The sequence below is a fragment of the Streptomyces sp. NPDC014006 genome (genome assembly GCF_043088925.1).
GTDB lineage: Bacteria > Actinomycetota > Actinomycetes > Streptomycetales > Streptomycetaceae > Streptomyces.
The window spans coordinates 265,516-286,115 of sequence record NZ_JBICAJ010000004.1 but is presented as its reverse complement, the minus strand read 5'-3'; the positions used below and the strand labels follow the sequence as shown (position 1 = coordinate 286,115).

The 20,600-nt window shown below is 74.3% G+C and carries 20 protein-coding genes; 6 read left to right on the top strand and 14 right to left on the bottom strand.

Annotated elements, in window-relative coordinates:
• Window positions 1-75: 75 nt before the first annotated feature.
• From ACF1GV_RS16550 to ACF1GV_RS16535, 4 genes are read left to right on the top strand one after another with little or no spacing between them, the layout of a single operon-like run.
• Window positions 76-1,365, top strand: coding sequence for a polyprenyl synthetase family protein (locus tag ACF1GV_RS16550; RefSeq protein ID WP_391680904.1), 1,290 nt, complete (start codon window positions 76-78; stop codon window positions 1,363-1,365).
• Window positions 1,362-2,894, top strand: a complete 1,533-nt coding sequence (gene crtI, locus ACF1GV_RS16545; protein WP_391680901.1) for a phytoene desaturase family protein — start codon at window positions 1,362-1,364, stop codon at window positions 2,892-2,894. Before ACF1GV_RS16550 ends, crtI begins: the two co-directional genes overlap by 4 nt.
• A complete protein-coding gene (locus tag ACF1GV_RS16540; protein WP_391680899.1) occupies window positions 2,891-3,919 on the top strand; it encodes a phytoene/squalene synthase family protein in 1,029 nt (342 codons plus the stop codon). Before crtI ends, ACF1GV_RS16540 begins: the two co-directional genes overlap by 4 nt.
• Complete coding sequence (locus tag ACF1GV_RS16535; protein ID WP_391680896.1) at window positions 3,916-4,902, top strand: DUF5914 domain-containing protein; 987 nt, start codon at window positions 3,916-3,918, stop codon at window positions 4,900-4,902. Before ACF1GV_RS16540 ends, ACF1GV_RS16535 begins: the two co-directional genes overlap by 4 nt.
• 19 nt (window positions 4,903-4,921) lie before the next feature.
• Here ACF1GV_RS16535 and ACF1GV_RS16530 read toward each other — a convergent pair whose 3' ends face one another.
• The 4 genes from ACF1GV_RS16530 to ACF1GV_RS16515 all read right to left on the bottom strand — a co-directional run bounded on the left by ACF1GV_RS16530 (window position 4,922) and on the right by ACF1GV_RS16515 (window position 7,237).
• A complete protein-coding gene (locus ACF1GV_RS16530) occupies window positions 4,922-5,743 on the bottom strand; it encodes a hypothetical protein (protein WP_391680894.1) in 822 nt (273 codons plus the stop codon).
• Between the two features lie 47 nt (window positions 5,744-5,790).
• The gene (locus tag ACF1GV_RS16525) at window positions 5,791-6,438 is read right to left on the bottom strand and encodes a beta-glucanase (RefSeq protein ID WP_391680892.1); all 648 of its coding nucleotides are present in this window, start codon (window positions 6,436-6,438) and stop codon (window positions 5,791-5,793) included.
• A 180-nt stretch (window positions 6,439-6,618) separates the two neighbouring features.
• On the bottom strand, window positions 6,619-6,936 hold the full coding sequence (locus tag ACF1GV_RS16520) for a hypothetical protein (RefSeq protein ID WP_391680889.1): 318 nt from the start codon (window positions 6,934-6,936) through the stop codon (window positions 6,619-6,621).
• Between the two features lie 16 nt (window positions 6,937-6,952).
• Entirely contained in the window at window positions 6,953-7,237 is a 285-nt protein-coding gene (locus tag ACF1GV_RS16515) for a hypothetical protein (protein ID WP_391680887.1), read from the bottom strand.
• Between the two features lie 171 nt (window positions 7,238-7,408).
• Between ACF1GV_RS16515 and ACF1GV_RS16510 the strand changes: the two genes are divergently transcribed.
• Window positions 7,409-8,095: a TMEM175 family protein gene (locus tag ACF1GV_RS16510; protein WP_391680885.1), complete on the top strand. Its 687-nt coding sequence runs from the start codon at window positions 7,409-7,411 to the stop codon at window positions 8,093-8,095.
• Between the two features lie 113 nt (window positions 8,096-8,208).
• Here ACF1GV_RS16510 and ACF1GV_RS16505 read toward each other — a convergent pair whose 3' ends face one another.
• The 3 genes from ACF1GV_RS16505 to ACF1GV_RS16495 all read right to left on the bottom strand — a co-directional run bounded on the left by ACF1GV_RS16505 (window position 8,209) and on the right by ACF1GV_RS16495 (window position 11,267).
• The gene (locus ACF1GV_RS16505) at window positions 8,209-9,972 is read right to left on the bottom strand and encodes a SpoIIE family protein phosphatase (protein WP_391680882.1); all 1,764 of its coding nucleotides are present in this window, start codon (window positions 9,970-9,972) and stop codon (window positions 8,209-8,211) included.
• Between the two features lie 218 nt (window positions 9,973-10,190).
• Window positions 10,191-10,454: a WhiB family transcriptional regulator gene (locus ACF1GV_RS16500; protein WP_391680880.1), complete on the bottom strand. Its 264-nt coding sequence runs from the start codon at window positions 10,452-10,454 to the stop codon at window positions 10,191-10,193.
• 240 nt (window positions 10,455-10,694) lie between these two features.
• Window positions 10,695-11,267 (bottom strand): sigma-70 family RNA polymerase sigma factor, encoded by a 573-nt coding sequence (locus tag ACF1GV_RS16495; protein WP_391680878.1) that lies wholly within the window; start codon window positions 11,265-11,267, stop codon window positions 10,695-10,697.
• A 228-nt stretch (window positions 11,268-11,495) separates the two neighbouring features.
• On the opposite strand from ACF1GV_RS16495, the gene ACF1GV_RS16490 reads away from it, so the two are divergent.
• A complete protein-coding gene (locus tag ACF1GV_RS16490) occupies window positions 11,496-12,572 on the top strand; it encodes a MerR family transcriptional regulator (protein WP_391680875.1) in 1,077 nt (358 codons plus the stop codon).
• A 22-nt stretch (window positions 12,573-12,594) separates the two neighbouring features.
• Here the strand turns inward: ACF1GV_RS16490 and ACF1GV_RS16485 are convergent, their stop codons facing one another.
• The 7 genes from ACF1GV_RS16485 to ACF1GV_RS16455 all read right to left on the bottom strand — a co-directional run bounded on the left by ACF1GV_RS16485 (window position 12,595) and on the right by ACF1GV_RS16455 (window position 20,115).
• Window positions 12,595-14,016, bottom strand: a complete 1,422-nt coding sequence (locus tag ACF1GV_RS16485; RefSeq protein ID WP_391680873.1) for a cryptochrome/photolyase family protein — start codon at window positions 14,014-14,016, stop codon at window positions 12,595-12,597.
• A gap of 5 nt (window positions 14,017-14,021) precedes the next feature.
• Entirely contained in the window at window positions 14,022-15,665 is a 1,644-nt protein-coding gene (locus ACF1GV_RS16480; protein WP_391680871.1) for an SDR family oxidoreductase, read from the bottom strand.
• Window positions 15,666-15,779: 114 nt separating this feature from the next.
• The gene (locus ACF1GV_RS16475; protein ID WP_391680868.1) at window positions 15,780-16,265 is read right to left on the bottom strand and encodes an MSMEG_6728 family protein; all 486 of its coding nucleotides are present in this window, start codon (window positions 16,263-16,265) and stop codon (window positions 15,780-15,782) included.
• A 132-nt stretch (window positions 16,266-16,397) separates the two neighbouring features.
• The gene (locus ACF1GV_RS16470; protein ID WP_391680865.1) at window positions 16,398-17,282 is read right to left on the bottom strand and encodes a short-chain dehydrogenase/reductase; all 885 of its coding nucleotides are present in this window, start codon (window positions 17,280-17,282) and stop codon (window positions 16,398-16,400) included.
• Window positions 17,283-17,505: 223 nt separating this feature from the next.
• Complete coding sequence (locus tag ACF1GV_RS16465; protein WP_391680863.1) at window positions 17,506-17,958, bottom strand: hypothetical protein; 453 nt, start codon at window positions 17,956-17,958, stop codon at window positions 17,506-17,508.
• 41 nt (window positions 17,959-17,999) lie between these two features.
• Window positions 18,000-19,619, bottom strand: a complete 1,620-nt coding sequence (locus tag ACF1GV_RS16460; RefSeq protein ID WP_391680860.1) for a phytoene desaturase family protein — start codon at window positions 19,617-19,619, stop codon at window positions 18,000-18,002.
• The gene (locus ACF1GV_RS16455; protein ID WP_391680858.1) at window positions 19,612-20,115 is read right to left on the bottom strand and encodes an SRPBCC family protein; all 504 of its coding nucleotides are present in this window, start codon (window positions 20,113-20,115) and stop codon (window positions 19,612-19,614) included. The genes ACF1GV_RS16460 and ACF1GV_RS16455 overlap by 8 nt, the downstream gene beginning before the upstream one ends.
• Window positions 20,116-20,600: the final 485 nt, after the last annotated feature.

Below are 20,600 nucleotides of genomic sequence, written 5' to 3'. Positions count from 1 at the left end.
CCGCATCCGGGCCCGGCGGACCCGCCGAAGCATGTGGTGACGGAGTGCATCGCGATCACGACGAGAGGAAGCGGGATGAGCCCCACACAGGCGAAGGAACACCACGGTGCCGCGCCGCCGCCCGTCCCGCGCCTGCTCGGGGTGCCGGGATCGCCCGAACGGACGCGCCCGGACGGGTCGGGCGACCGCGTCCCCTCGGACCCGGCAGGCGCCACGAGCCCGGTGGAGAGCTGGGACGCGCCTCAGGTCGACGCCGATGTGTCCGCCGCGGTCGGGTGCGTCCTCGACGCTGTCCTCACCGAGCGCGTCGCCCGTGCGCACGCCGTGGACGAACAGTTCGCCACGGACCTCGCGGCACGGGTCGCCGACTTCACCCGGGCCGGCGGCAAACGCACCAGGTCGCAGCTGCTGTGGTGGTCGCTGCGCGCGTGCGGCGACGACGGGGCGACCGCCGTAGCGGCCCTGCGCGTCGGTGCGGCGCTGGAACTGCTGCAGACGTGCGCCCTGGTGCACGACGACGTCATGGACGGTGCGCTGTTGCGGCGGGGCCGGCCGGCGCTGCACGCGGACCTGCGCATCCGGTACGCCGGGTCCTCGCCCGCCGGGCGCGCCGGGCGGTTCGGGGACGCGGCCGGCATCCTGGCCGGTGATCTGGCGCTCGCGTGGGCGGACGACCTGATCGCCGAGACCGACCTGCCCGCGCCGGCGGTACGACCGGTGCGGCGGCTGTGGAGCGACATGCGCACGGAGATGGTGGCGGGCCAGTACCTGGACGTGCACGGCCAGGCCACCACCGCGCAGGCGCTGCCACGTGCTCTGCACACCGCCTGTCTCAAGAGCGCCCTGTACTCCGTGGCACGCCCGCTGGCGCTGGGTGCCGCGCTGGCGGGCTCCGACGACGCGACGATGCGGGCGCTGGACGCGGCGGGGCGCTGTGTCGGCATGGCGTTCCAACTGCGCGACGACCTGGACGATGTCTTCGGCGATCCCCACCGGACCGGGAAGAGCGGTGGCGCTGACATCCGCGAGGGCAAGCCGACCTATCTGACGGCCCTCGCCCGGGCCCGGGCCGCGGCAGCCGGCGACGACCGCGCTCTGGCCGTGCTGGAGAGGTCGCTCGGGGACACCGGGCTGACGGACGCGGGCCTTGCCGAGGTGCGGGAGGTGCTGGACGCGACGGGCGCCCGGGCCGTGGTCGAGACGAAGATCGGCCGGTTGGTGGCGCGGGGGCTGCGGCACTTCGACGGCGCGCCGCTCGAGCCCGGGGCCGGGGGCCGGCTGCGGGAACTGCTCCGCCGTGCCGCCGAGGGCGCACCGGACTCCACTCCTGCGCCGGACCTCACCGCGCGGGAGTCCGGGCGATGACACGTCGGCTGCCAGGTCGTACGGATCACGTCGTGGTCGTGGGAGCGGGCCTCGCCGGGCTCTCGGCCGCCCTCCACCTGCTGGGCGCCGGGCGCCGTGTCACCGTCGTCGAACGGGACGCGCTGCCCGGCGGCCGGGCCGGACGCCTCGAACTCGGCGGTTACCGGATCGACACCGGGCCCACCGTGCTGACCATGCCGGACCTGGCCGACGAGGCGTTCGCCGCCGTCGGCGACAGCCTGCACCGGCGCGTGGAACTGATCGCCCTGCATCCGGCGTACCGGGCCTGCTTCGCGGACGGCAGCACCCTGGACGTGCACACCGACGCGGACGCCATGGCGGCGGAGGTGGAACGGTTCTCCGGACCCCGTGAGGCGGCCGGGTACCGACGGCTGCGGACCTGGCTGGAGCGGCTCTACCGGGCGCAGATGGGCCGCTTCATCGACGCCAACTTCGACTCGCCCTTCGCCCTCGTCAACGCCGACCTGGCCCGGCTGGCGGCGCTCGGCGGCTTCGGCCGGCTGGACGCCCGGATCGGCCGTTTCCTGGACGACGAGCGGCTGCGGCGTGTCTTCTCCTTCCAGGCGCTGTACGCGGGCGTCCCGCCGGCGCGCGCGCTGGCCGCGTACGCCGTCATCGCGTACATGGACACCGTCGCCGGGGTGTACTTCCCGCGGGGCGGCATGCACGCGCTGCCGCGGGCGATGGCGGACGCCGCCGCCGACGCGGGCGCCGACCTGCGGTTCGGTCAGCGGGTGACCCGGCTGGAGCGGTCCGGTGCACGCGTCACCGCGGTCGTCACCGAGCAGGACCGCATCCCCTGCGACGCGGTCGTCCTCACCCCGGACCTGCCCGTCGCCTACCGGCTCCTCGGCCGCCGGCCCCGGCGTCCGGTGCGGCTGCGGCACTCTCCGTCCGCAGTCGTGCTGCACGCCGGTACCGACCGCACCTGGCCACATCTTGCCCACCACACCCTGTCGTTCGGGGCGGCCTGGAGCAGCACCTTCGACGAACTGACCCGCACCGGGCGGCTGATGAGCGATCCATCCCTGCTGGTCACCCGTCCCACCGCGACCGACCCCGGGCTCGCTCCGCCGGGCCGGCACCTGCACTACATCCTCGCGCCCTGCCCCAACACCGACATCGGTCCGGGGGCCGCCGCGTGGGGCGACCTCGCCCCCCGCTACCGGGCGACGCTGCTGCGCGAGCTGGAGCGGCGCGGCCTGGACGGCATCGGGGACGCGATCGAGGAGGAGTGCCTCGTCACTCCGGCGGCCTGGCAGGCGCAGGGGCACGCCGCCGGTACGCCCTTCTCCGCGGCGCACACCTTCGCCCAGACCGGCCCGTTCCGGCCCCGCAACCTGATGCGCGGCACCGAGAACGCCGTCCTCGCGGGCTGCGGCACCACGCCGGGCGTCGGCGTGCCGACCGTGCTGGTGTCGGGGAAGCTCGCCGCCGCCCGCGTCACCGGCCCACCGGCCCGTCCCGGCGCGCACCGCCTCGTACCGTCGAAGGAGACCACCGTATGACCGACCGGGAACTGGACGCGGCGGGCATCGGCGACCCGGTGCTGCGCGCGGCGTACCGTCGTTGCCGCACCCTCAACGCGCGGCACGGCAAGACGTACTTCCTCGCCACCCGGCTGCTGCCCGTCGAACGCAGGCCCGCCGTCCACGCGTTGTACGGATTCGCGCGCTGGGCCGACGACATCGTCGACTCGCTCGACCCGGCCACGGACACCGCAGCCCGCGTCGAGGCGCTGGCACAGCTGGACAGCGCCCTGGCCAGGGGGTTGCGCGACGGGCGCAGCGAGGAGCCGGTGGTCCTCGCCCTCGCCGACACCGCCCGCCGTTACGGCATCGACCACGCGCACTTCCGCGACTTCATGACCGCGATGCGCTGCGACCTCACGGTCACGGACTACCCTACCTACGCCGACCTGCGCCGCTATATGCACGGCTCCGCCGCCGTGATCGGTCTGCAGATGCTGCCGGTGCTGGGCACGGTGGTGCCGCGCGAGGTGGCCGCGCCGCACGCCGCGGCACTCGGGGTGGCCTTCCAGTTGAGCAACTTTCTGCGGGACGTGGGCGAGGATCTGGACCGCGGCCGCGTCTACCTGCCCGCTGACCTGCTCGCCGGACACGGGGTCGACCGCGAACTGCTGCGCTGGAGCCGTGATTCGGGCCGCTCCGACCGTAAGATCACTGCCGCCCTGGAGGAGTTCGCGGCGCTCACGCGTGGCGTGTACCGGGAGGCCGCGCCGGGGATCGCCATGCTCGACCCGGTCTCGCGCCCCTGCATCCGCACCGCGTTCGTCCTTTACGGCGGCATCCTCGACGCCGTGGCCCGGGACGGCTACGCCGTGCTGCACCGCCGTGCGGTGGTCCCGCGCCGGTGCCGTGCCGTGGTGGCCGCCGACGGGCTGACCCGGGTGGCCCTCGCACGGCTGCGCGCCCGTGGCCGCTCCCGCGGCCCGGTGCCCCCGGCCCCGACGCCTCTGCCCGCCGTCACACCCGTGCGGGCGGGCCGGCCCGTCCCGGAGGAGGTCGCGTGAGCCCCCGCCGTATTCCCCTGTCGCTGCGCCGCAGCCCTGTGCCGTGGGACCGGCAGCGACCCACCTGGCGTGAGGCGAAACCGGCGGTGATCGGCCAGGCCCTGAAGCGCGCCGCAGCGCGTCCCTCGGGGAACTGGTACGTCGTCGGCGCGTCCGCCGCGGTGCGCGGTGACCGCCCGTTGGCCCGCACGGTCGCGGGCGAGGAGGTCGTCGTATGGCGCGGCGCCGACGGCCGGCTCGTGGGCGGCCCCGGGATGTGTCCGCATCTGGGGGCGCCGCTGCGCGACAGCCCGGTGCGCTGCGGGGCGCTGGTGTGTCACTGGCACGGGCTGGCCCTCGACGGCAGCCCGTACGCGGGCTGGACGCCGCTGCCGGTGCACGACGACGGAGTCTTGGTGTGGGTGCGCCTCGACGCGGCCGGCGGGGAGCCGCCGACGGACGCGCCGCTCGTGCCCCGGCGCCCCGAGCGCGAGCGCGCCCTGACGGCCGTCTACACCGGCACGGGCGTCTGCGAACCCGAGGACGTGGTGGCCAATCGCCTGGACCCGTGGCACGGGGCCTGGTTCCACCCGTATTCGTTCGTCGACCTCACCGTGGTCGGCGCACCCGGGGACGGCGAAGACGCCTTCACCGTCGACGTGTCGTTCAAGGTCGCGGGGCGGCTGGTCGTGCCGGTGCGGGCCGTGTTCACCGCCCCCGGACCGCGCACGGTCGTCATGCGCATCACGCGTGGCGAGGGGGAGGGTTCCGTCGTCGAGACGCACGCCACGCCCGTCGGCGTCGACGAGCACGGCCGGCCGCGTACGGCGGTCGTCGAGGCCGTGGTGGCCGCCTCGGAACGCCGCGGCTTCGCCGCCGCCCGCCGGGCCGCCCCGCTGCTGCGCCCGCTGATGCGCGCGGCGTCGGAACGCCTGTGGCGCGACGATCTCGCCTATGCCGAACGCCGCTGGGAACTACGGTCCACGGGCCGCTTCCCCGGCTGAACCCGCCCTGTGCGCCCCCTCAGTCCAGGAGTCGCTGGAGGGAGGCCGTCATGCTGCTGACGAAGGCGTCGCGCACCGGCTCGTCGACACGGTCCAGGGACAGGTAGGGATTGAGGTCTTCCAGCTCCACCAGCAGCAGGTCGCCGTCCTGGGTACGGCAGGCGTCCACCCGCTGGATGCCGTGGTCGAGGGTGTTCCAGTCGATGAACCGGCGGGCGAAGTCGAGGTCCGCCGCGCCGGCGTTGTAGGGCTCGAGGACCCAGCGCCGCTCGGGGTCGGGGGCGTACAGGGCGTACTGGAAGACGTCGTCGACGTAGAAGAAGGACACCTCGTGGCGGAAGTCGACGCGGGGCTGGACCAGGACGTCGCCGTAGGCGATCCCGTCCAGCTCGTCCCGGGCCACGAGGGTGAGGCCCAGGGAGTCCGCCCCCGCCTTCGGCTTCACCACGTAGTGGTGGGTGTCCGGCAGCGCGGGGAGGTCCTCGGGCCGGTCGACGGTGGGGATGACCGGGAAGCCGGCCGCCGTGAGCTGAAGCAGGTACTGTTTGCCGGCCATGTCCCCCCGGCCGGTCAGCGGGTTGTACACCCGGGTGCCGCGCGCGAGGGCCTGGTCGCGGAAGGCGTCGTACTCCTTCTGGTAATGCAGCACGGGGCCGCTGTTGCGGACGACGACCGCGTCGAAGGCGTCCATGAGTGCGGCGGCGTCCAGCGGGTGGCACAACGCGATGTCGAAGTCCTCGCGCAGCCGCGACGACAGGAAGATGTCCTCGTCGCAGTAGCGGCGCCCGCGGGCCGGGTAGGCGAGATCGGTCACGAGCAGCACACGGGGGCGGGCGGGCACGGGCAACTCCTGGGTCGGCGGCCCGCCCACCCTATCGAGACGGTCCCTCACCGGCGCACGACGAGGCTCTCCACCTGGTACGACAGCTCGCTCGTCGTGGGCTCGGGCGGGGGGTGATAACGGCCCGCGCAGACCGAGAGGTTGACGATCAGGTAGGCGTGCCAGCGGGAGCCCACCCCGCGGCCGTCGGCGAAGATCTGGCGGCCGTTCAGCCGCCATACCACGTCGCGCATGCCGAACGTCACGGCGAGTTCCACGACGCCCCCGGGGCGGACGGCGTCGTCGCGGACGTAACTGCCGCCCGGACGCACATGATTGGTGAGCTCCAGCAGGTCGGGGTGGTCCGGGTGGTATTCGAACACGTCCACCTCGTTGCCGCCGTCGCGCCAGGTCCAGATCGCCGGCCAGGCGCCGAGTCCGACGGGCAGCCGGACCCGGGTCTCCAGGCGATCCCCTGTGCGCACCATGAAGCCGTCGGCGCTGTCCTCCGTGGTCAGCAGGCCAGTGTCCCACAGGCCATCGGACCGGCGCGTGGCGCGGAACGCGCCGGTGCGGGAGTGGTCGGGGTCGTCCGTGAGGTGGTCGAGCTTGTCGTCGCCCGGGTTGGTGGGGCCGCCGTCCGGGTAGGCCCAGGACCGCCCCGCGACCCACTGGCGGTCGGAGGCGAAGTCCGCGACGAAGACGATCTCGCTCATGCAGCAGGCTCCCTTCGTCCGCCGCAGCGGTAGCACTGCCGAGGTCATCCCCGCAGGGGCCCCGGTCATGCGGCGAGCGAAGGCTGAGAGCCCTCCTTCACCCGAACGTGTGATGAGCGCTGGCCTGGTGCGCTGCCCGGGCGTGGGTGCGTGGTGTGTGCCGCGTCAGCGGTCGCCGACTCACTCCTGCGTGTCGATGCCGGTGACCACCGCGGGCCCCAGCAGCGCGGTGCCGTCGTCGAGGCCCACCGCGGTCAGCGCCGACTCGGCGAGCCGGCGGGCCTTCCCCTCCGCCTCGGGGCCGCTGTCCGCCTCCACGGTGAGGCGGACGGTGAAGGTGTCGTCGTCATGGACGGTGAGGATGTCGATGTCCTCCTGCGCACCCATGTGCGTGCGGTGCGGGTCGGCCGGGCGCAGCGCGCTCACCAGCTCGTCCCGCACGTCGTGTGCTGCTCCGCCGGTGAACGTCCCCGGCACGGAGATGACGTACGTCGTCATGGTGATCCTCCCTCGGTCACCTCTCGCCCGCCCCGCCCGGCGGCGCCATGCCGCCCACGGTGTCGGGACGCTGCTTGGCCGCGCGGATCGCCCCGGTCTCCCACAGGCACCAGGTCGACCACAGCAGCAGGGTCAGAAAGGCGGCGAGCAGCACCAGCAGCAGCACCGTCTGCCGTGGCGTCCCGCGCTCCCCCAAGGTGAGCAGGAGGCACCCGGTCCAGGCGGCCGCGCCCCAGGCGTACACGGTCCTGAGCTGCCGCAACTGCTTCACCGCTTCCATCGAGCCCTCCCGGGCAGACATGTACACGTCTTGTGCCGGTACCCCCGCAGCGCGACTTCACCGCATGCGCGTCCGCCGAAAGTGGCACACGAGGTGCCCGGGCCGAGGTTCCACCGGTCTCCGGGTGGGAAGGGTCGAACCGACGTTCACCCTGTCCCCCTCTTCACCGTCCCCCTCTTCACCGGAGCCCTCATGACCCCCGAGCCGGGCGTTCCCGAGCGCCGCAGCGCGGCCGATTTCAGCACCGCGCGGCTGGAGGCGTTCAGTGACGGCGTGTTCGCCATCGCCATCACGCTGCTCGTGCTCGATCTGCGGGTGCCGGAGCCCGACGCCCTGCACGGGGAGTCGCTGGCGCACGCGCTCGCCCATCAGTGGCCCTCCTATTTCGCCTACCTGGTCAGCTTCCTCGTCATCGGCATCATCTGGATCAACCACCACGCCGTGTGCGGCCTCGCGCGCCGGGTGGACCGCCGCACGCTGTTCGCCAACCTGTTCCTGCTGCTCGCCGTCTCCGTCATCCCGTTCCCCACCCGGCTGCTCGCCACCTATCTGACCGCCAGCGGCAGCGATGCGCACACCGCGGCTGCGATCTACGCGGCGACGATGGTCGTCATGGGGATCGCCTTCTCCCTGCTCCTGCTGTCCTTCACCCGCGACGCGCGGGTTCTGCGTGCGCCGGTCGCGCCGGCGGATCTGCGCGCCGCGCTGCGCCGCTTCGGCGCCGGAGGGCTGGGCTACCTGGCCACCGTCGCCCTCGCCTACGTCAGCCCCGTCGCCATGCTCGCCTCGCACGCCCTGCTCGCCGTCTACTACTGCTTCGACCAGCTGGCTCCGATACGCCGGTCCGCGGGAGACGGTTCACCGTCACCCACGGCCTGAGGAACCGGCTCTGGACGTCCGCGGGCCGGGGCCGGGCCGAGCGCGGGCGGGGTGGGCAGATCCGACTCCCGGTCGGTACGGCCGCCCGTGCGGCGGAGCCGGCAGAGGCCGGGTCACTCACCCGAGCGGCGCTGCGGCGTCCACATCGGGTCGTCCTCCCCGTGCAGCGGGGTGCGCAGCGCCAGCAGGGCGACGTCGTCGTCGTTGTCGGCCGGGCGGACGCGACGCAGCAGCTGGTCGGTGAAGGAGTCGAGCGGGCGGTGGGCCAGGGCGGCGGCGTGCCGGCTCAGGCGCTGGAGCCCTTCGTCCAGGGAGAGGCCCCGCTCCTCGATCAGGCCGTCGGTGTACATCACCAGGGTGCTGCCGGGCGGGAGGGTCACCGTGGCGTCGACCCGCGGGGCGGCGCCAGTGCTGCCCAGCAGGATGCCGTGCGCGCCGGTGAGGTACTCGGCCACGCCGTCACGGCTCAGCATCAGGGGCGGCGGGTGACCGGCGTTGGTCCAGGTCAGCTGCCAGTGGCCCGCCTCCATACGTTCCAGCCGGGCGAAGAGCAGGGTGGCCATGGTGACCTCGGTGATGTGCTGAACCGCCCGGTCCAGCCGTTCCACGACCCGGCTCGGGGGCTCATGCTGGGACCAGGCATAGGCGCGGAGCATGTTGCGCACCTGCGCCATGCCCGCCGCGGCCTCCAGGTCGTGGCCCACGACGTCCCCGACCGCCAGGGCGGTGGCGCCGTCCGACAGCGGAAAGGCGTCGTACCAGTCGCCGCCGACCTGCGAGGCGTGCGGGGCGGGCAGGTACCGCACCGTCATCCGCAGATGCGGCACATGCGGCATCTGGGGCAGCAGGTGCTTCTGCATGGTCTCGGCGACCTTGCGCTGGCGCTGGTACAGGCGTGCGTTGTCCAGGGCGAGCCCGGCGCGGCGTGCGATGTCCTCCAGCAGCGGCAGGTCGGCCGTGGCGAAGGGCAGCTGCTTGTCCGTCCGCCCGAGGGTCAGGGCGCCCAGAACTTCGCGGGTGCTGCGGATGGGCACGATGGCCGCGGAGTGCATTCCGGTGGCCTCGAACAGGCGGCGCTGTTCGACCGCGATGCCGGAGTCCGGCTCCCCCTGGTAGGTGTGCGGACCGGCGACGGTGGAGGCGACGCCGCGCAGGGCCCGGGACAGCGGCATGGGCGACTCGTCGGGGATCGGCGGCATCGGCCCCTGGAGCTCCTCCAGATGGGTCAGGCGGTCGTCCTCGCCGTGCACCACCGCGCTGCGCCAGACCTCGTCGCGTTCGGTGATCAGGTCGATGACGGCCCAGTCCGCCAGCCGGGGCACGACCAGCCGCACCAACCGGTCCAGCGCCTCCTCGACGTCGAGGGTGGAGGTCAGCTGTGTGGTGGTGTCGGCCAGCAGCGCCAGCCGTTCCAGCTCCGAGAGCGACCCGCGGGCCTCCTGGACAGGGGGTCCGCTCGCCACCGTGCGGCCCGACGCGTGGAAAAGGACCAGGGTGCCGGTCAGCTCCTGGCCGACGTAGTACGGCGTGATGTGCCAGCCGATCGGCAGCACGACGCCGTCCCCGCGGGCGAAGTAGTCGCGATCCGCCTGCGCGGGGCGCCCTTCGAGGAAGGCATGCCGCATGGCGCACTGCGTCCTGGCGATCGGCTGCCCATGCAGGTCGCGATGGAGCAGGTCGTGCGCGTCCTGGCCTATGAGGTGTTCCACGGGCCGGGCGAGGAGCGCCACGGCGCGCGCGTTGGCGGCGATGATGCAGCCCTGCGCGTCCACGACATAGGCGCCGGTCCCGATGGCTTCGAGCCGTGCGGCGAGCTCGGCCGGGACCGCGGGTGCGGACGACGCACCCGCCTGCTCCGTGTGCTTGGGCCCTGCCATGTGACGGTCTCCCTGTGCTTCCTGTGCGGCCCCCGGGTCCATGGCGCCTCATCGGCTCGCTGACCGCCAACCGTACGTCCTTGTCGGGCGGGCGTGCCACGCCGATCGGCCGGGACGGAGCAGGGCACCGACCTGGACGGCACCGGGAGGTCGACCGTGCCGTCCGCGGACCGTCGGGCCGGCCAGTACGGCCGCGGGGGCTGAGGCGGGTGCCGGACTCAGCCGGTGTCGCCGGAGCCGCGGGCCCGCCGGTCCGCCGGCCTCGCCAAGAGCGCCTTGCGCTGGCGGGCCGTCAGCCCTCCCCACACGCCGTCGCTCTCGCCGTGCCGGACCGCGGCGGTGCGGCACTCGCGGATGACGGGGCAGCGGTGACAGATCTGCCGGGCACGCTCTATCTGGGGCAGGGACGCCCCGTCCTCGGTGAGCGGGAAGAAGAGTTCGGGGTCCTCGAAGCGGCAGGCGGCAAGGTCGAGCCAGTTCACGGGGTCCTCCCCATGGCGGGTCGCCGGCGGCAGCCGGCAGCCGTCGGCTGACCGGACCGTCCGGGGTGTCGTGCGTCGTGCACCCGGCAGAGGTGGCACTCAAGCTAGGGATCCTCGATGACTTTGTCCAGATATAGAACCGTTTGTTCTTGGGCGGGCTTCGACGGAGTCCCCGTGCACCCGGTTCACCGGCCGGCGAATTCGGTCGGCCCCGAGTCGCATCGATACCGCATCGATGCATCAGTCGGCCGCCACCCCCTCCTCCAGCAGGCTGCGGCGCAAACGGTCCAGGCCGCGCCGGGTATGGCTCTTGACCGTCCCCAGCGGCCATCCCGTGGCGCGGGCGATCTGGGTCTGGGTCAGGTCCTGGTAGAAGGCGAGCCGCAGTACGCGGCGCTGCGGCTCGCTGAGCCGTTCCAGCGCCCGTCCGACGACCACGCGGTCCAGCGCGGTCTCCGGGTCGCCGCCCGCGCGGTCCTCCGGCGCCTGCGCGCGGCCGGCCGCCGCCATGATCAGTTCCGCCCGCCGGGTGCGGGCTGCCAGGGCGTCCGCCACCTTGCGCCGGGTGATGCCGACCAGCCAGGCGGGGAAGGACCCGCGCTCCGGGGCGTAGCCGTCGCGGCCGCGCCATGCCGCGGTGAACACCTGCTGGGTCACGTCCTCCGCCTCCCGGGGATCCCCGAGCGCCTGCCGGGCCATGCCTTGGACGAGTCCCGACCACTGCCGGTGCAGCAACGTCCAGGCATCACCGGCGTCCCGGTGGCCGGGATCGTGCAACGCGGTCGAGCCGGGCGCGGAGGGGAGCCGGTTCATGTCGAGCCTCCTGTTCGAAGCCGCGGGTGGCAGCCTGGGTCTTGCTTCAGACTGGGCGTCCGGGAACCATGGAGACAACTTGCATCGATAGCGCATCGATAAATGTCGGACGAGCCGCCCGCGCATCGGGACTCGCCCCGCAGGAAGGGGGCCGTTCTGCCCAGCACCCTCGAGGGGCCGGATCCCGTCGGAAGCGGGCCAAAGGACCCGACGTCCACAGCGGCGGGCGTGACGACCGGGGCACTCGCCCGTCGGCTCGGCGTGTCCCCGACCACCCTGCGCTCCTGGGACCGGCGCTACGGACTCGGTCCGGCCGTGCATGCCCACGGCAGGCACCGGCGCTGGACGCCGCGGGACGTCGCGATGGTGGAGGAGATGTGCCGGCTGACAGCGGCGGGCGTCCCGCCGGCCGAGGCGGCGCGGGTGGCCCGGCTGCGCTTCACCGAAGACGGCACGGCGACTCCTTCCGCCGCGACGTCCGCGAGCCCGGCGTCCACGAGCCCCGCGTCCACGAGCCCGGCGCCCCCGCCGGACACCGTCTCCACGCCCTCCACGCCGGACACCACCTCGACGCCCTCCTCCCCCGTTGCCGTCCGCCCGGGCGGCGCCGGAAGCGGGCTGCCGCTCGGGGACGTGCGTCAGGAGTGCCGTGGCCTGGCCCGTGCCGCGGTGCGGCTGGACGCGCCGGAGCTGGAACGGCGGCTGGTGGAGAGCGTCGGGCAGCACGGCCTGGCGGTGGCGTGGGAGGAGGTGATGGTGCCCACGCTGCGTGCCGTCGGCCGCAAATGGGAGTCTTCCGGCGACCGGTATGTGGAGGTCGAACACCTGCTGTCGTGGCACGTCTCCAGCACCCTGCGCAGCGCTCCCCTGCTGCTGCCGCGCGCCGAGATCCATGCCGGGGCCCCGCCCGTGGTCCTCGCCTGTACCCCTGGCGAACAGCACTCGCTGGCCCTCGAGGCGCTGACCGCCGCACTGGGCGAGCGCGGCGTGCCGACCCGGATGCTGGGCGCCGCGGTGCCCGCGGAGGCCCTGCTGGCGTGCGTGCGGCGCACCGGCGCGGCCGCGATCGTCCTGTGGTCGCAGACCCGCTCCACCGCCTCGATGCCGCTGGCCCGGCATCTCGCCGGTCTGGAGTGGGGCGCGGCGGGCGCCCGCAGGCGGCCCGCGGTGCTGCCGGTCGGACCGGGGTGGGACCGGCGGGCAGCCGCCGGTTTCCCGCGCTGTTCCGGGCTGCGGGACGCCGTAGAGGCGCTGAGCCGTCTCTACGACGACGACAGCGGCGCCCACCGGCCCCGGGCGCATTGAGGCCGGCAGGGCGGGGCGCGTGTCAGGACGGCTGCTCGTCCCACCGCCGGTCCTCGCGCGGCGCGGCTCGGTGGCCGCCGCCGCGGGCGTGCCGGAACCGGGCCAGGCCGTCGGAGAACTGCACCACCGGGTCCGGGTAGTCGAGGGCCGCCCGCTCGGCGGCGGGCAGCTTCCACGGCTCGTGCAGGACCGGGGTCTCCAGGCCGCGCAGTTCGGGCAGCCAGCGACGGACGTAGGTGCCGTCGGGGTCGTACCGCTTGGCCTGGGTGACGGGGTTGAGGACCCGGTTCGGCCGGGTGTCGGTGCCGGTGCCGGCCATCCACTGCCAGTTGAGCTGGTTGTTGGCCACGTCGCCGTCGACCAGCCAGTGCAGGAAGTGGGCGGCGCCGATGCGCCAGTCGACGTAGAGGGTCTTGGCGAGGAAGCTCGCGGTCAGCAGTCGCGCCCGGTTGTGCATCCAGCCCTCGTGGCGCAGCTGCCGCATCGCCGCGTCGATCACCGGGTAGCCGGTGCGGCCCTCGCACCAGGCCTCGATGTCGGCCCGCGCGATGTGCCGGGAGCGCCAGCGGTCGTGCTTGGTGCGGTAGTCGGCGTGGGCTGCGGCGGGGCGGGCGGCGAGCACCTGGCGGTGGAAGTCGCGCCAGGCGAGCTGCCGTACGAGGGCCTCGGCGCCGGGCCCGCCGCGGCGGCGGGCGCGGTGCACGAGTTCCACCGCGGACAGCGTGCCGAAGTGCAGCGGGGCGGAGAGCCGGGAGGTGGTGTCGGCGGCCAGGTCGTCCCGGGTGTCGTCGTAGGCGTCCAGGCCGCGCCGCCAGTAGGCGTCCACCCGTTTGCGGCCCTCGCTCTCGCCGCCGCGCGTCAGGCCGGGCGAGACACCGGCCACCTCGCCGCGGGCGGGCAGCGGCTCGCCGTGCACCTGGTCGGGGACCGGCACCCGGCGCGGGGCGGCGGCGACGGCCCGCAGACGCACTCGCGCCCACTGCCGGTGGTACGGCGTGAAGACGGCGAAGTGGTCCGACGAGTACGGGGTCACCTCGCCGGGCGGTACGGCCACGGTGACCGCGTCGTGCACGAACAGGCGGCGGCCGCAGGCCTCCAGGGCGCGGCGCAGCCGGTCTTCACGACGGGTGGCGAAGGCGCTGTGCGCCGCCGCCATGTGCACCTCGTCCGCGTCCGCCTCGGTCACCGTGCGGCACACCTCCTCCACCAGGTCCCCGGAGCGCACGACGAGCCGGCCGCCGCGCTCGCGCAGGGAGGCGTCCAGATCGGCCAGGCAGTCGGCGAGGAAGGCGCTGCGGTTGGGCGCGTCGAACCCGGCGGCCGCCACCGCCCGGTCGCGCACGAAGAGCGGGACGACCGCGTCGGCGGCCTCCAGCGCCGCGCGCAGCGGAGGGTGGTCGTGCAGGCGCAGGTCGGAGGTGAACAGGACGACCGAGACGTGCATGAGTGTCAGCTCCCCTGCGGTGGACGGCGGCGGTCGTTGCTCTCTTCCGGCCCGGCCTCGGGTCCGGATGCGGTGCCGGCGCCCGGAGCGGGCGCGATGGAGGTGCGGGAGGACTGCGCGTGCTCCTCCCGGACCCGGCCGGCGGCGCGGACGATGTTGCGGGCCATGCCGCCGAAGACGACCGCGTGGAAGGGCGACACGCTCCACCAGTACAGGTGGCCGAGCAGTCCACGGGGGTGGAACAGCGCCCGTTGCCGGTACCGGACGGGCCCGTCTCCGTCGCCTTCCACGCGCATCTCCAGCCAGGCCAGGCCGGGCAGCCGCATCTCGGCGCGCAGCCGCAGCAGCCGGCCGCGCTCGATCTCCTCGACCCGCCAGAAGTCCAGGGAGTCGCCCACCCGCAGCCGCCGCGCGTCCCGCCGCCCCCGGCGCAGGCCGACACCGCCGACGAGACGGTCGAGCCAGCCGCGTACCGCCCAGGCCAGCGGAAAGGAGTACCAGCCGTTCTCCCCTCCGATGCCCTCGATGACCCGCCACAGCGCGTCGGGCGCCACGTCCGCTTCCCGTTCCCGTACGTCGGTGTAGAGGCTGCCGCCGGCCCAGTCCGGATCGGTCGGCAGGGGGTCGCTGGGCGCGCCGGGCACGGAGGCTGACGACCAGCGGGTGGAGACCTGTGCGTCGCGCACGCGTTGCAGCGCCAGGGCGACGGACCGGTCGAAGCCGAGGGGGTGGCCGGGTGGGCAGGGCACGTACTGCTCGATGTCCCGCTCCCGGCAGACCACTTCGTGGCGCAGGGACTCGGTCAGCGGGCGCGCGATGGACGCGGGCACCGGGGTCACCAGGCCGACCCACTGGCTGGACAGGCCGGGAGTGAGCACGGGCACGGGCACGATGAGCCGCCGGGGCAGCCCGGCGACGGCGGCGTAGCGCTGCATCATCTCGAGGTAGGTGAGCACCTCGGGGCCGCCGATGTCGAAGGTGCGGCTGACGTCGGCCGGCAGGGTCGCGCAGCCCACCAGGACGCGCAGCACATCGCGTACGGCGATGGGCTGGAGGCGGGTGTGCACCCAGCGCGGCGTGACCATCACCGGCAGCCGCTCGGTCAGGTACCGCAGCATCTCGAAGCTGGCCGACCCCGAGCCGATGATGACGGCGGCGCGCAGGACGGCGGTCGGCACGCCCGAGTCGAGGAGGATGCGGCCGACCTCGGCGCGGGAGCGCAGATGCGGGGAGAGGTGTGCTTCGGGGACGCCGTACGGGGTCAGTCCGCCGAGATAGACGAGGCGGCGGACGCCGGCCCGGCGGGCCTGCTCGCCGAAGACGCCGGCCGCGGCCCGGTCGGTCCGTTCGAAGTCACGGCCGCTGCCGAGCGCGTGCACCAGGTAGTAGGCGACGTCCACTCCCGCCATCGCCCTCGCGACGGACGCGGCGTCGGTGACGTCGCCGGGCACGATCTCCACCCGGTCCGCCCAGGGATGGTCGCGCAGCTTGCGCGGCGTACGGACCAGGCAGCGAACCCGGTGACCGGCGTCCAGCAGCTCCGGGACCAGGCGGCCGCCGATGTAGCCGCTGGCGCCGGTCACCAGGCAGCTGAGCGGTTCACGGCTCTGCGCCCCGTTGTCCGTGCTGGTGGGGTGGTCGTCGTGCATGAGCCCGCCTCTGCCGTTCGCCGTCGCAGGTGCTTCTGCGCTCTCTACGCTGCGGGACCCTTGGGTGGATGCGCCCGCCGCCCGCGGCGCTCGGGTGACACCGCGGGCGCCGTCTCAGCCGACTGCTGTCTCCCGGGCCTCGCGGTCCGAGGACGGCCAGACGTAGGGCAGGTCGTCGGGTACGCCGGGGAAGCGGGTGGCGTAGAACTCGGGGGCCTTGCGCACGAGTGCCGACTGATGGCTGCGGTGGAAGGCGGCATCCCCCAGCCAGGGCGGCAGCTCCCCGGCCCCGGCCAGCTCTTCCTGGTCGCGCACCGGGGCGCCGGGGCGCTGCGCGGCGAAACCGGCGACGAGGGAGGCGGCGCAGCTGTCCTGGTGGCCCAGTTCCCGCCACACCCGGCAGATCTCCAGGCCGTACCGCACGAGCGCTTCCTCGTACCCGGCCCACATCCGTACGGCGGGGTGCCGGCGCCAGCCGTAGCCGGGTACGGTCAGACCGCGCAGGACCTGGAGGGCCTCGACGCGCTGTTTGCCGAGCCGGCGCCGGTCGAGGTCGTGCGCCGACTGCCGGAAGTCGGGCCGGGTCAGGAACGTCTGCATGGTCGGCGTCCGGGGTCCTGGATCACTGCTTCTTCTCGTGGCTCTTCCAGGCGCCCCCGTCGCCCTTGGCGAACCGGTCGCCGGTCTCCTTCTCACGTGCCATGGGGTTCTCCTCTCACCGAGCGTCCGGGGTCAGCCGCCGCCCGGCCGTTGCGCCGCGCGGTCGGCCAGGCCGCCCGCGCCCAGCGGGCCCGTGTCCTGGAAGGGGGCCTCGGCCTCCAGCCGGGGCAGTTCGTGGCGGGCGACGCGCACCACGACGGGTGGCAGGGCCGCACGCACCGGCTGCACCAGGCGCAGCCAGCCCGGCAGGTACACGGCGGTACGGCGGCGCTCCACGGCCCGCGTCAGTCTCACGGCGGCCACCTCGGCGCTGTACACCCGGCGGGCGGGCGGCGGCATGTGCGCGCGCAGCTCGCGCAGAACGGCGTGCCGGTCGGCGTCGCGCACCATGTCGGTGTCGAGCCAGTTGAGGTAGGCGATGCCCACGCTGACGCCGTGGTGGGCCACCTCGGCACGCAGGCTGTGGGCGAAGGCCTCCGCGCCGGCCTTGGCCGCGCAGTAGGCGCTCATCAGAGGGGCCGCGCCGAGCGAGGCCAGGGACGCCACCTGGAGGTAGTGGCCCGCCGTGGCCTGGAGGTCGGGCAGGAAGGCGCGGGCGGTGTACGCGCTGCCGACGAGGTTCACCTCGACCACACGCCGCCAGGTCACCGGGTCCGACGCGAGGAACGGGCCGCCCTCGGCGATACCGGCGTTCGCGATGACGACCGACGCCGGACCGAGGCGGGCGCGTACGGTGCGGGCGGCCGTCGTGAGCGCCGCCGCGTCGGTCACGTCGGCCTCCAGGGCCAGTGCGGGGCCGGGCAGGGACGCCGCCAGCGCCTCCAGGGCGTCCCGCTCGAGGCCGAGCGCGGCGACCCGGGCGCCGCGCCGGGCGGCCTCGCGCGCCAGGGCCGCGCCGAGCCCCCGGGCGGCTCCGGTCACCACCACGGTGCGGTCGCGGAGCGGGCTGCTGTGCATGGGTGGCCTTCCTTCCCGTCCGGTCACGGTCCCGGTCCTGATTCGGGACGAGAGGCCCGCGCGGATGCGGCCCGGCCGGGCCTTCTTTGGCCGATGGGGGCCCGGCCCCGGGAAATCCGGCCAGAGGAGGCTCTGCCGGAAGGCGGCCCGGCGGGAGACGGCCCCGCCCAAGGCGGCCTCGCCGGGGACATGGCAAGGCCGGGACCCGTTCGACCGCGGCGGGTCATTCCTCCGGCTTGCACGGACGTGCCGTGTGATGCGGGTGGCCGGAGGTTCGGCGCTGCTCTTTCAGCTCCGCCTCCAGCAGGTGGTCCCGCCCCTGCGCGAGTTCCTGCACGGCGCTCGCCTCCAGCCGCTGGAAGGGCCGGTAGTAGGTGGCGTTGTAGGCCTCGACGATCTGGAACGTCCAGTGCCCGGGGATGACGTTGCGGCCCACGATCTCCGCGCGGACCTTCTCCGCCCACTCGGGGTGGCCCGCGTCGCGCAGGAGTTCCACGGCGCGGTCCACCTGGAAGTCGGCGGTGCCGGTCAGCTGGTGGAAGTCGTACAGGCGCCCTCTGGCCCGCTCGGTGGTCTCCAGGGCCTTGGAGAGCGCGCCGAGCGCCTCGACGGTCTTGTCGCTCAGGCCGTCGGGGCGGCGGTGGTGGCCGTCGGGGCCCTCCAGGTGCTCGTTCATGTTTTCCTCCACGGCAGGCCGTAGGTGTCGGGCGCGGATGGTCAGCCTGGGGCCCCGGTGCGGTCGCGGCGGGCGAGGAGCCGCTGCAGACCGGCGCGTCCGGGCGGGAGGTGGCGGCGCAGCGCGGCGCGCGCGGCGTTGGCGCCGGGGGCGCCGTGCACACCACCGCCGGGGTGGGCTCCGGAGGAGGCCAGGTACAGGCCGGGGACGGGGGTCTCGGGGCGTCCGGTGCCGGGCAGGGGCCGGAAGAAGAGCTGCTGGTGCAGGGCGGTGGTGCCGCCGTTGATGGCGCCGCCGACCAGGTTGCCGTCCAGGGACTGCAGTGTCGGGGGCGCCAGGACGCGCCGGGCGCGGATCAGCGAGCGGAAGCCCGGCGCGAAGCGTTCCACCTGGCGTTCCATGCGGTCGGCCATGAGCTCCTGCTCCTTGGCGTTCCACTGCCCGGTGATGCCCTCGTCGCCGGCGTCCGCGCGGATGTCGTGAGGGATGTGCGTGTACGCCCACGCGGACTCGGTGCCGCGCGGGGAACGGGTGGCGTCGGAGGTGGTCATCTGGCCGAACAGCAGGAACGGGCGGTCCGGCACCTCCCGCATCGCGATCTGGGCGGCGAACCGGGTGAGCTCGTCCACTCCGTCCGCCAGGTGCACGGTGCCGGCGCGCGTGGCCTGTTCCGCCCGCCAGGGCACCGGGCCGTCCAGGGCCCAGTCCACCTTGAAGGTGGCGAAGTCCCACTGGAAGCGCTTCAGGTCGGCCATCAGCTGCGCGGGCAGATGCTCGGCGGGGACCATCTGGCCGTACAGCGCGGGCACCGACACGTCCGCCAGCACCGCCCGGCTCGCGGGGACCGTCTCCCCGCCCGCTGTGCGTACGCCGACGGCCCGCCCGCCGCGTACGACGATCCGCTCGACCCGCTGTCCGCAGCGCACCTGGCCGCCGCGTGAGCGCAGTCGATCGGTGAGCGCCCGGGTGAGCGCGCCGGAGCCGCCGACCGGGACGGGAAAGCCGTGGGTCTGGCCCAGCATCGCCATCAGCCAGCCGAACCCCGCGCTGCCGGCCGACTCGGGGGCGAGGTCGGCGTGCAGCGCGTTGCCGGCCAGCAGCAGACGGCCGCCCTCGCCGCGGAACTCCTCCTCACCCATGCGGCGCACCGGCAGCAGCAGGGAGCGCGCCGTCCGCAGGCCGCCGGCCGCGCGGAGCCGGAAGGCGAGCCGGGCCGTGGCGCGTACCGGCGGGAAGGGGGTGAACAGGGCGCTCATCAGGTCGGGTTCCAGGCGTTGCCACAGGTCGTGCAGACGGCGCCAGGCGGCGCCGTCGCCCGGCGCGAAGGCGTCCAGGGACTCCGCGGTGGCGTCGAGCTGCCGGTCGAGGACGGCGCAGCTGCCGTCGGTGAGCGGGTGGGCGACGACGCTGGGGGCGTGGCTCCACCGCAGCCCGTGTTCGTGCAGCCGCAGTGCGGCCAGGACGGGGGACGCGGCGGCGAGCGGATAGAAGGAGCTGAAGAGATCGTTCACGAAGTCCGGGGCCACGCCCCGGTCGTGGCGTACGGCGCCGCCCGGTTCCGGCTGCTCCTCCAGGACGTGCACGCTCCACCCGGCGTCCGCCAGGACATTGGCGGCCACCAGCCCGTTGGGCCCGGCCCCGATGACCACGGCGTCAGGCATGACCGGACCCGTCCGACGCGGGGGTGGCGGCCAGGTCGCCCGCGCCGCCGCGTTCCTCGCCTCGGGCCCGCGCCTCGCAGAGCTTGGCGAGGCGGGCGAGCATGGCGCGGTGCCGCAGCTGGATCAGGACCTCGAAGCCCGCGTTGTGCAGCAGGCCGCCCGCTCCCTGCAGCGGATGCTCGTCGACGATGACCAGGCACCCGTCGCCCCACGGCCGCAGCTCGATCGCGATGCGGGCCGTGCCCAGCGGGCCCGCGTGGGCCTCCAGCTCCAGTGCGGCGCCCTCCTCGCAGCGGCGCACGATCGTCTCGTTGGACAGGCGCAGCGGACCGAGCGGGACCTCGTAGCGGATCGCCGCGTCCGTGTACGGCCACTGCCCTCGGACCGGCTCGGCGGCGGACGGCCCCACCACCCAGCGCGGATAGGCTCCGCCGTCGGCCAGCACTTCCCACACGTCACTGGGGCGAGCATTGATCAGACGGTGCCGAACGGCCACGAGCGCCTCCACACGTACGGAAGACCGGTCGTGCGACCGGCCGCTGCCGAGTGCCCCGGCCTCACCCGTCCAACCGGATTCCCTGGTCACGGCGGAGGGGAGCGGGGTGCGCCGGGCCGGGCCGGAGATGTCTGCCGACGGCGGTAAGGCTGGTGATCCGACGCCGACCCGGTCGTGGGCAGGATCGGTCGGCGCCGGACCGTGGCGCGGACGGGACGCCGGCTGCTCGTAGGAGGAAGCAGACGGGCCCCACACGCGCACTTTCCGTGTGCCTCCGCATACGCATCGCATTCGTCGCTCGTGCGAGTGGTCTTCCCTTCGGCCGTTCGCAGTACGCCGCCCGCTCCCCCGCACTGTGCTCACCGGCCGGAAACCCGTCGCCGTCCCGCATCCGAGGCGGCCATGGATCGCGAAGAACGGGGCAGAGGAATGCAACACGATCTTGGACCGGTCCGGCCGCGGCCGGACCGGTCCCTGCGCCCGAC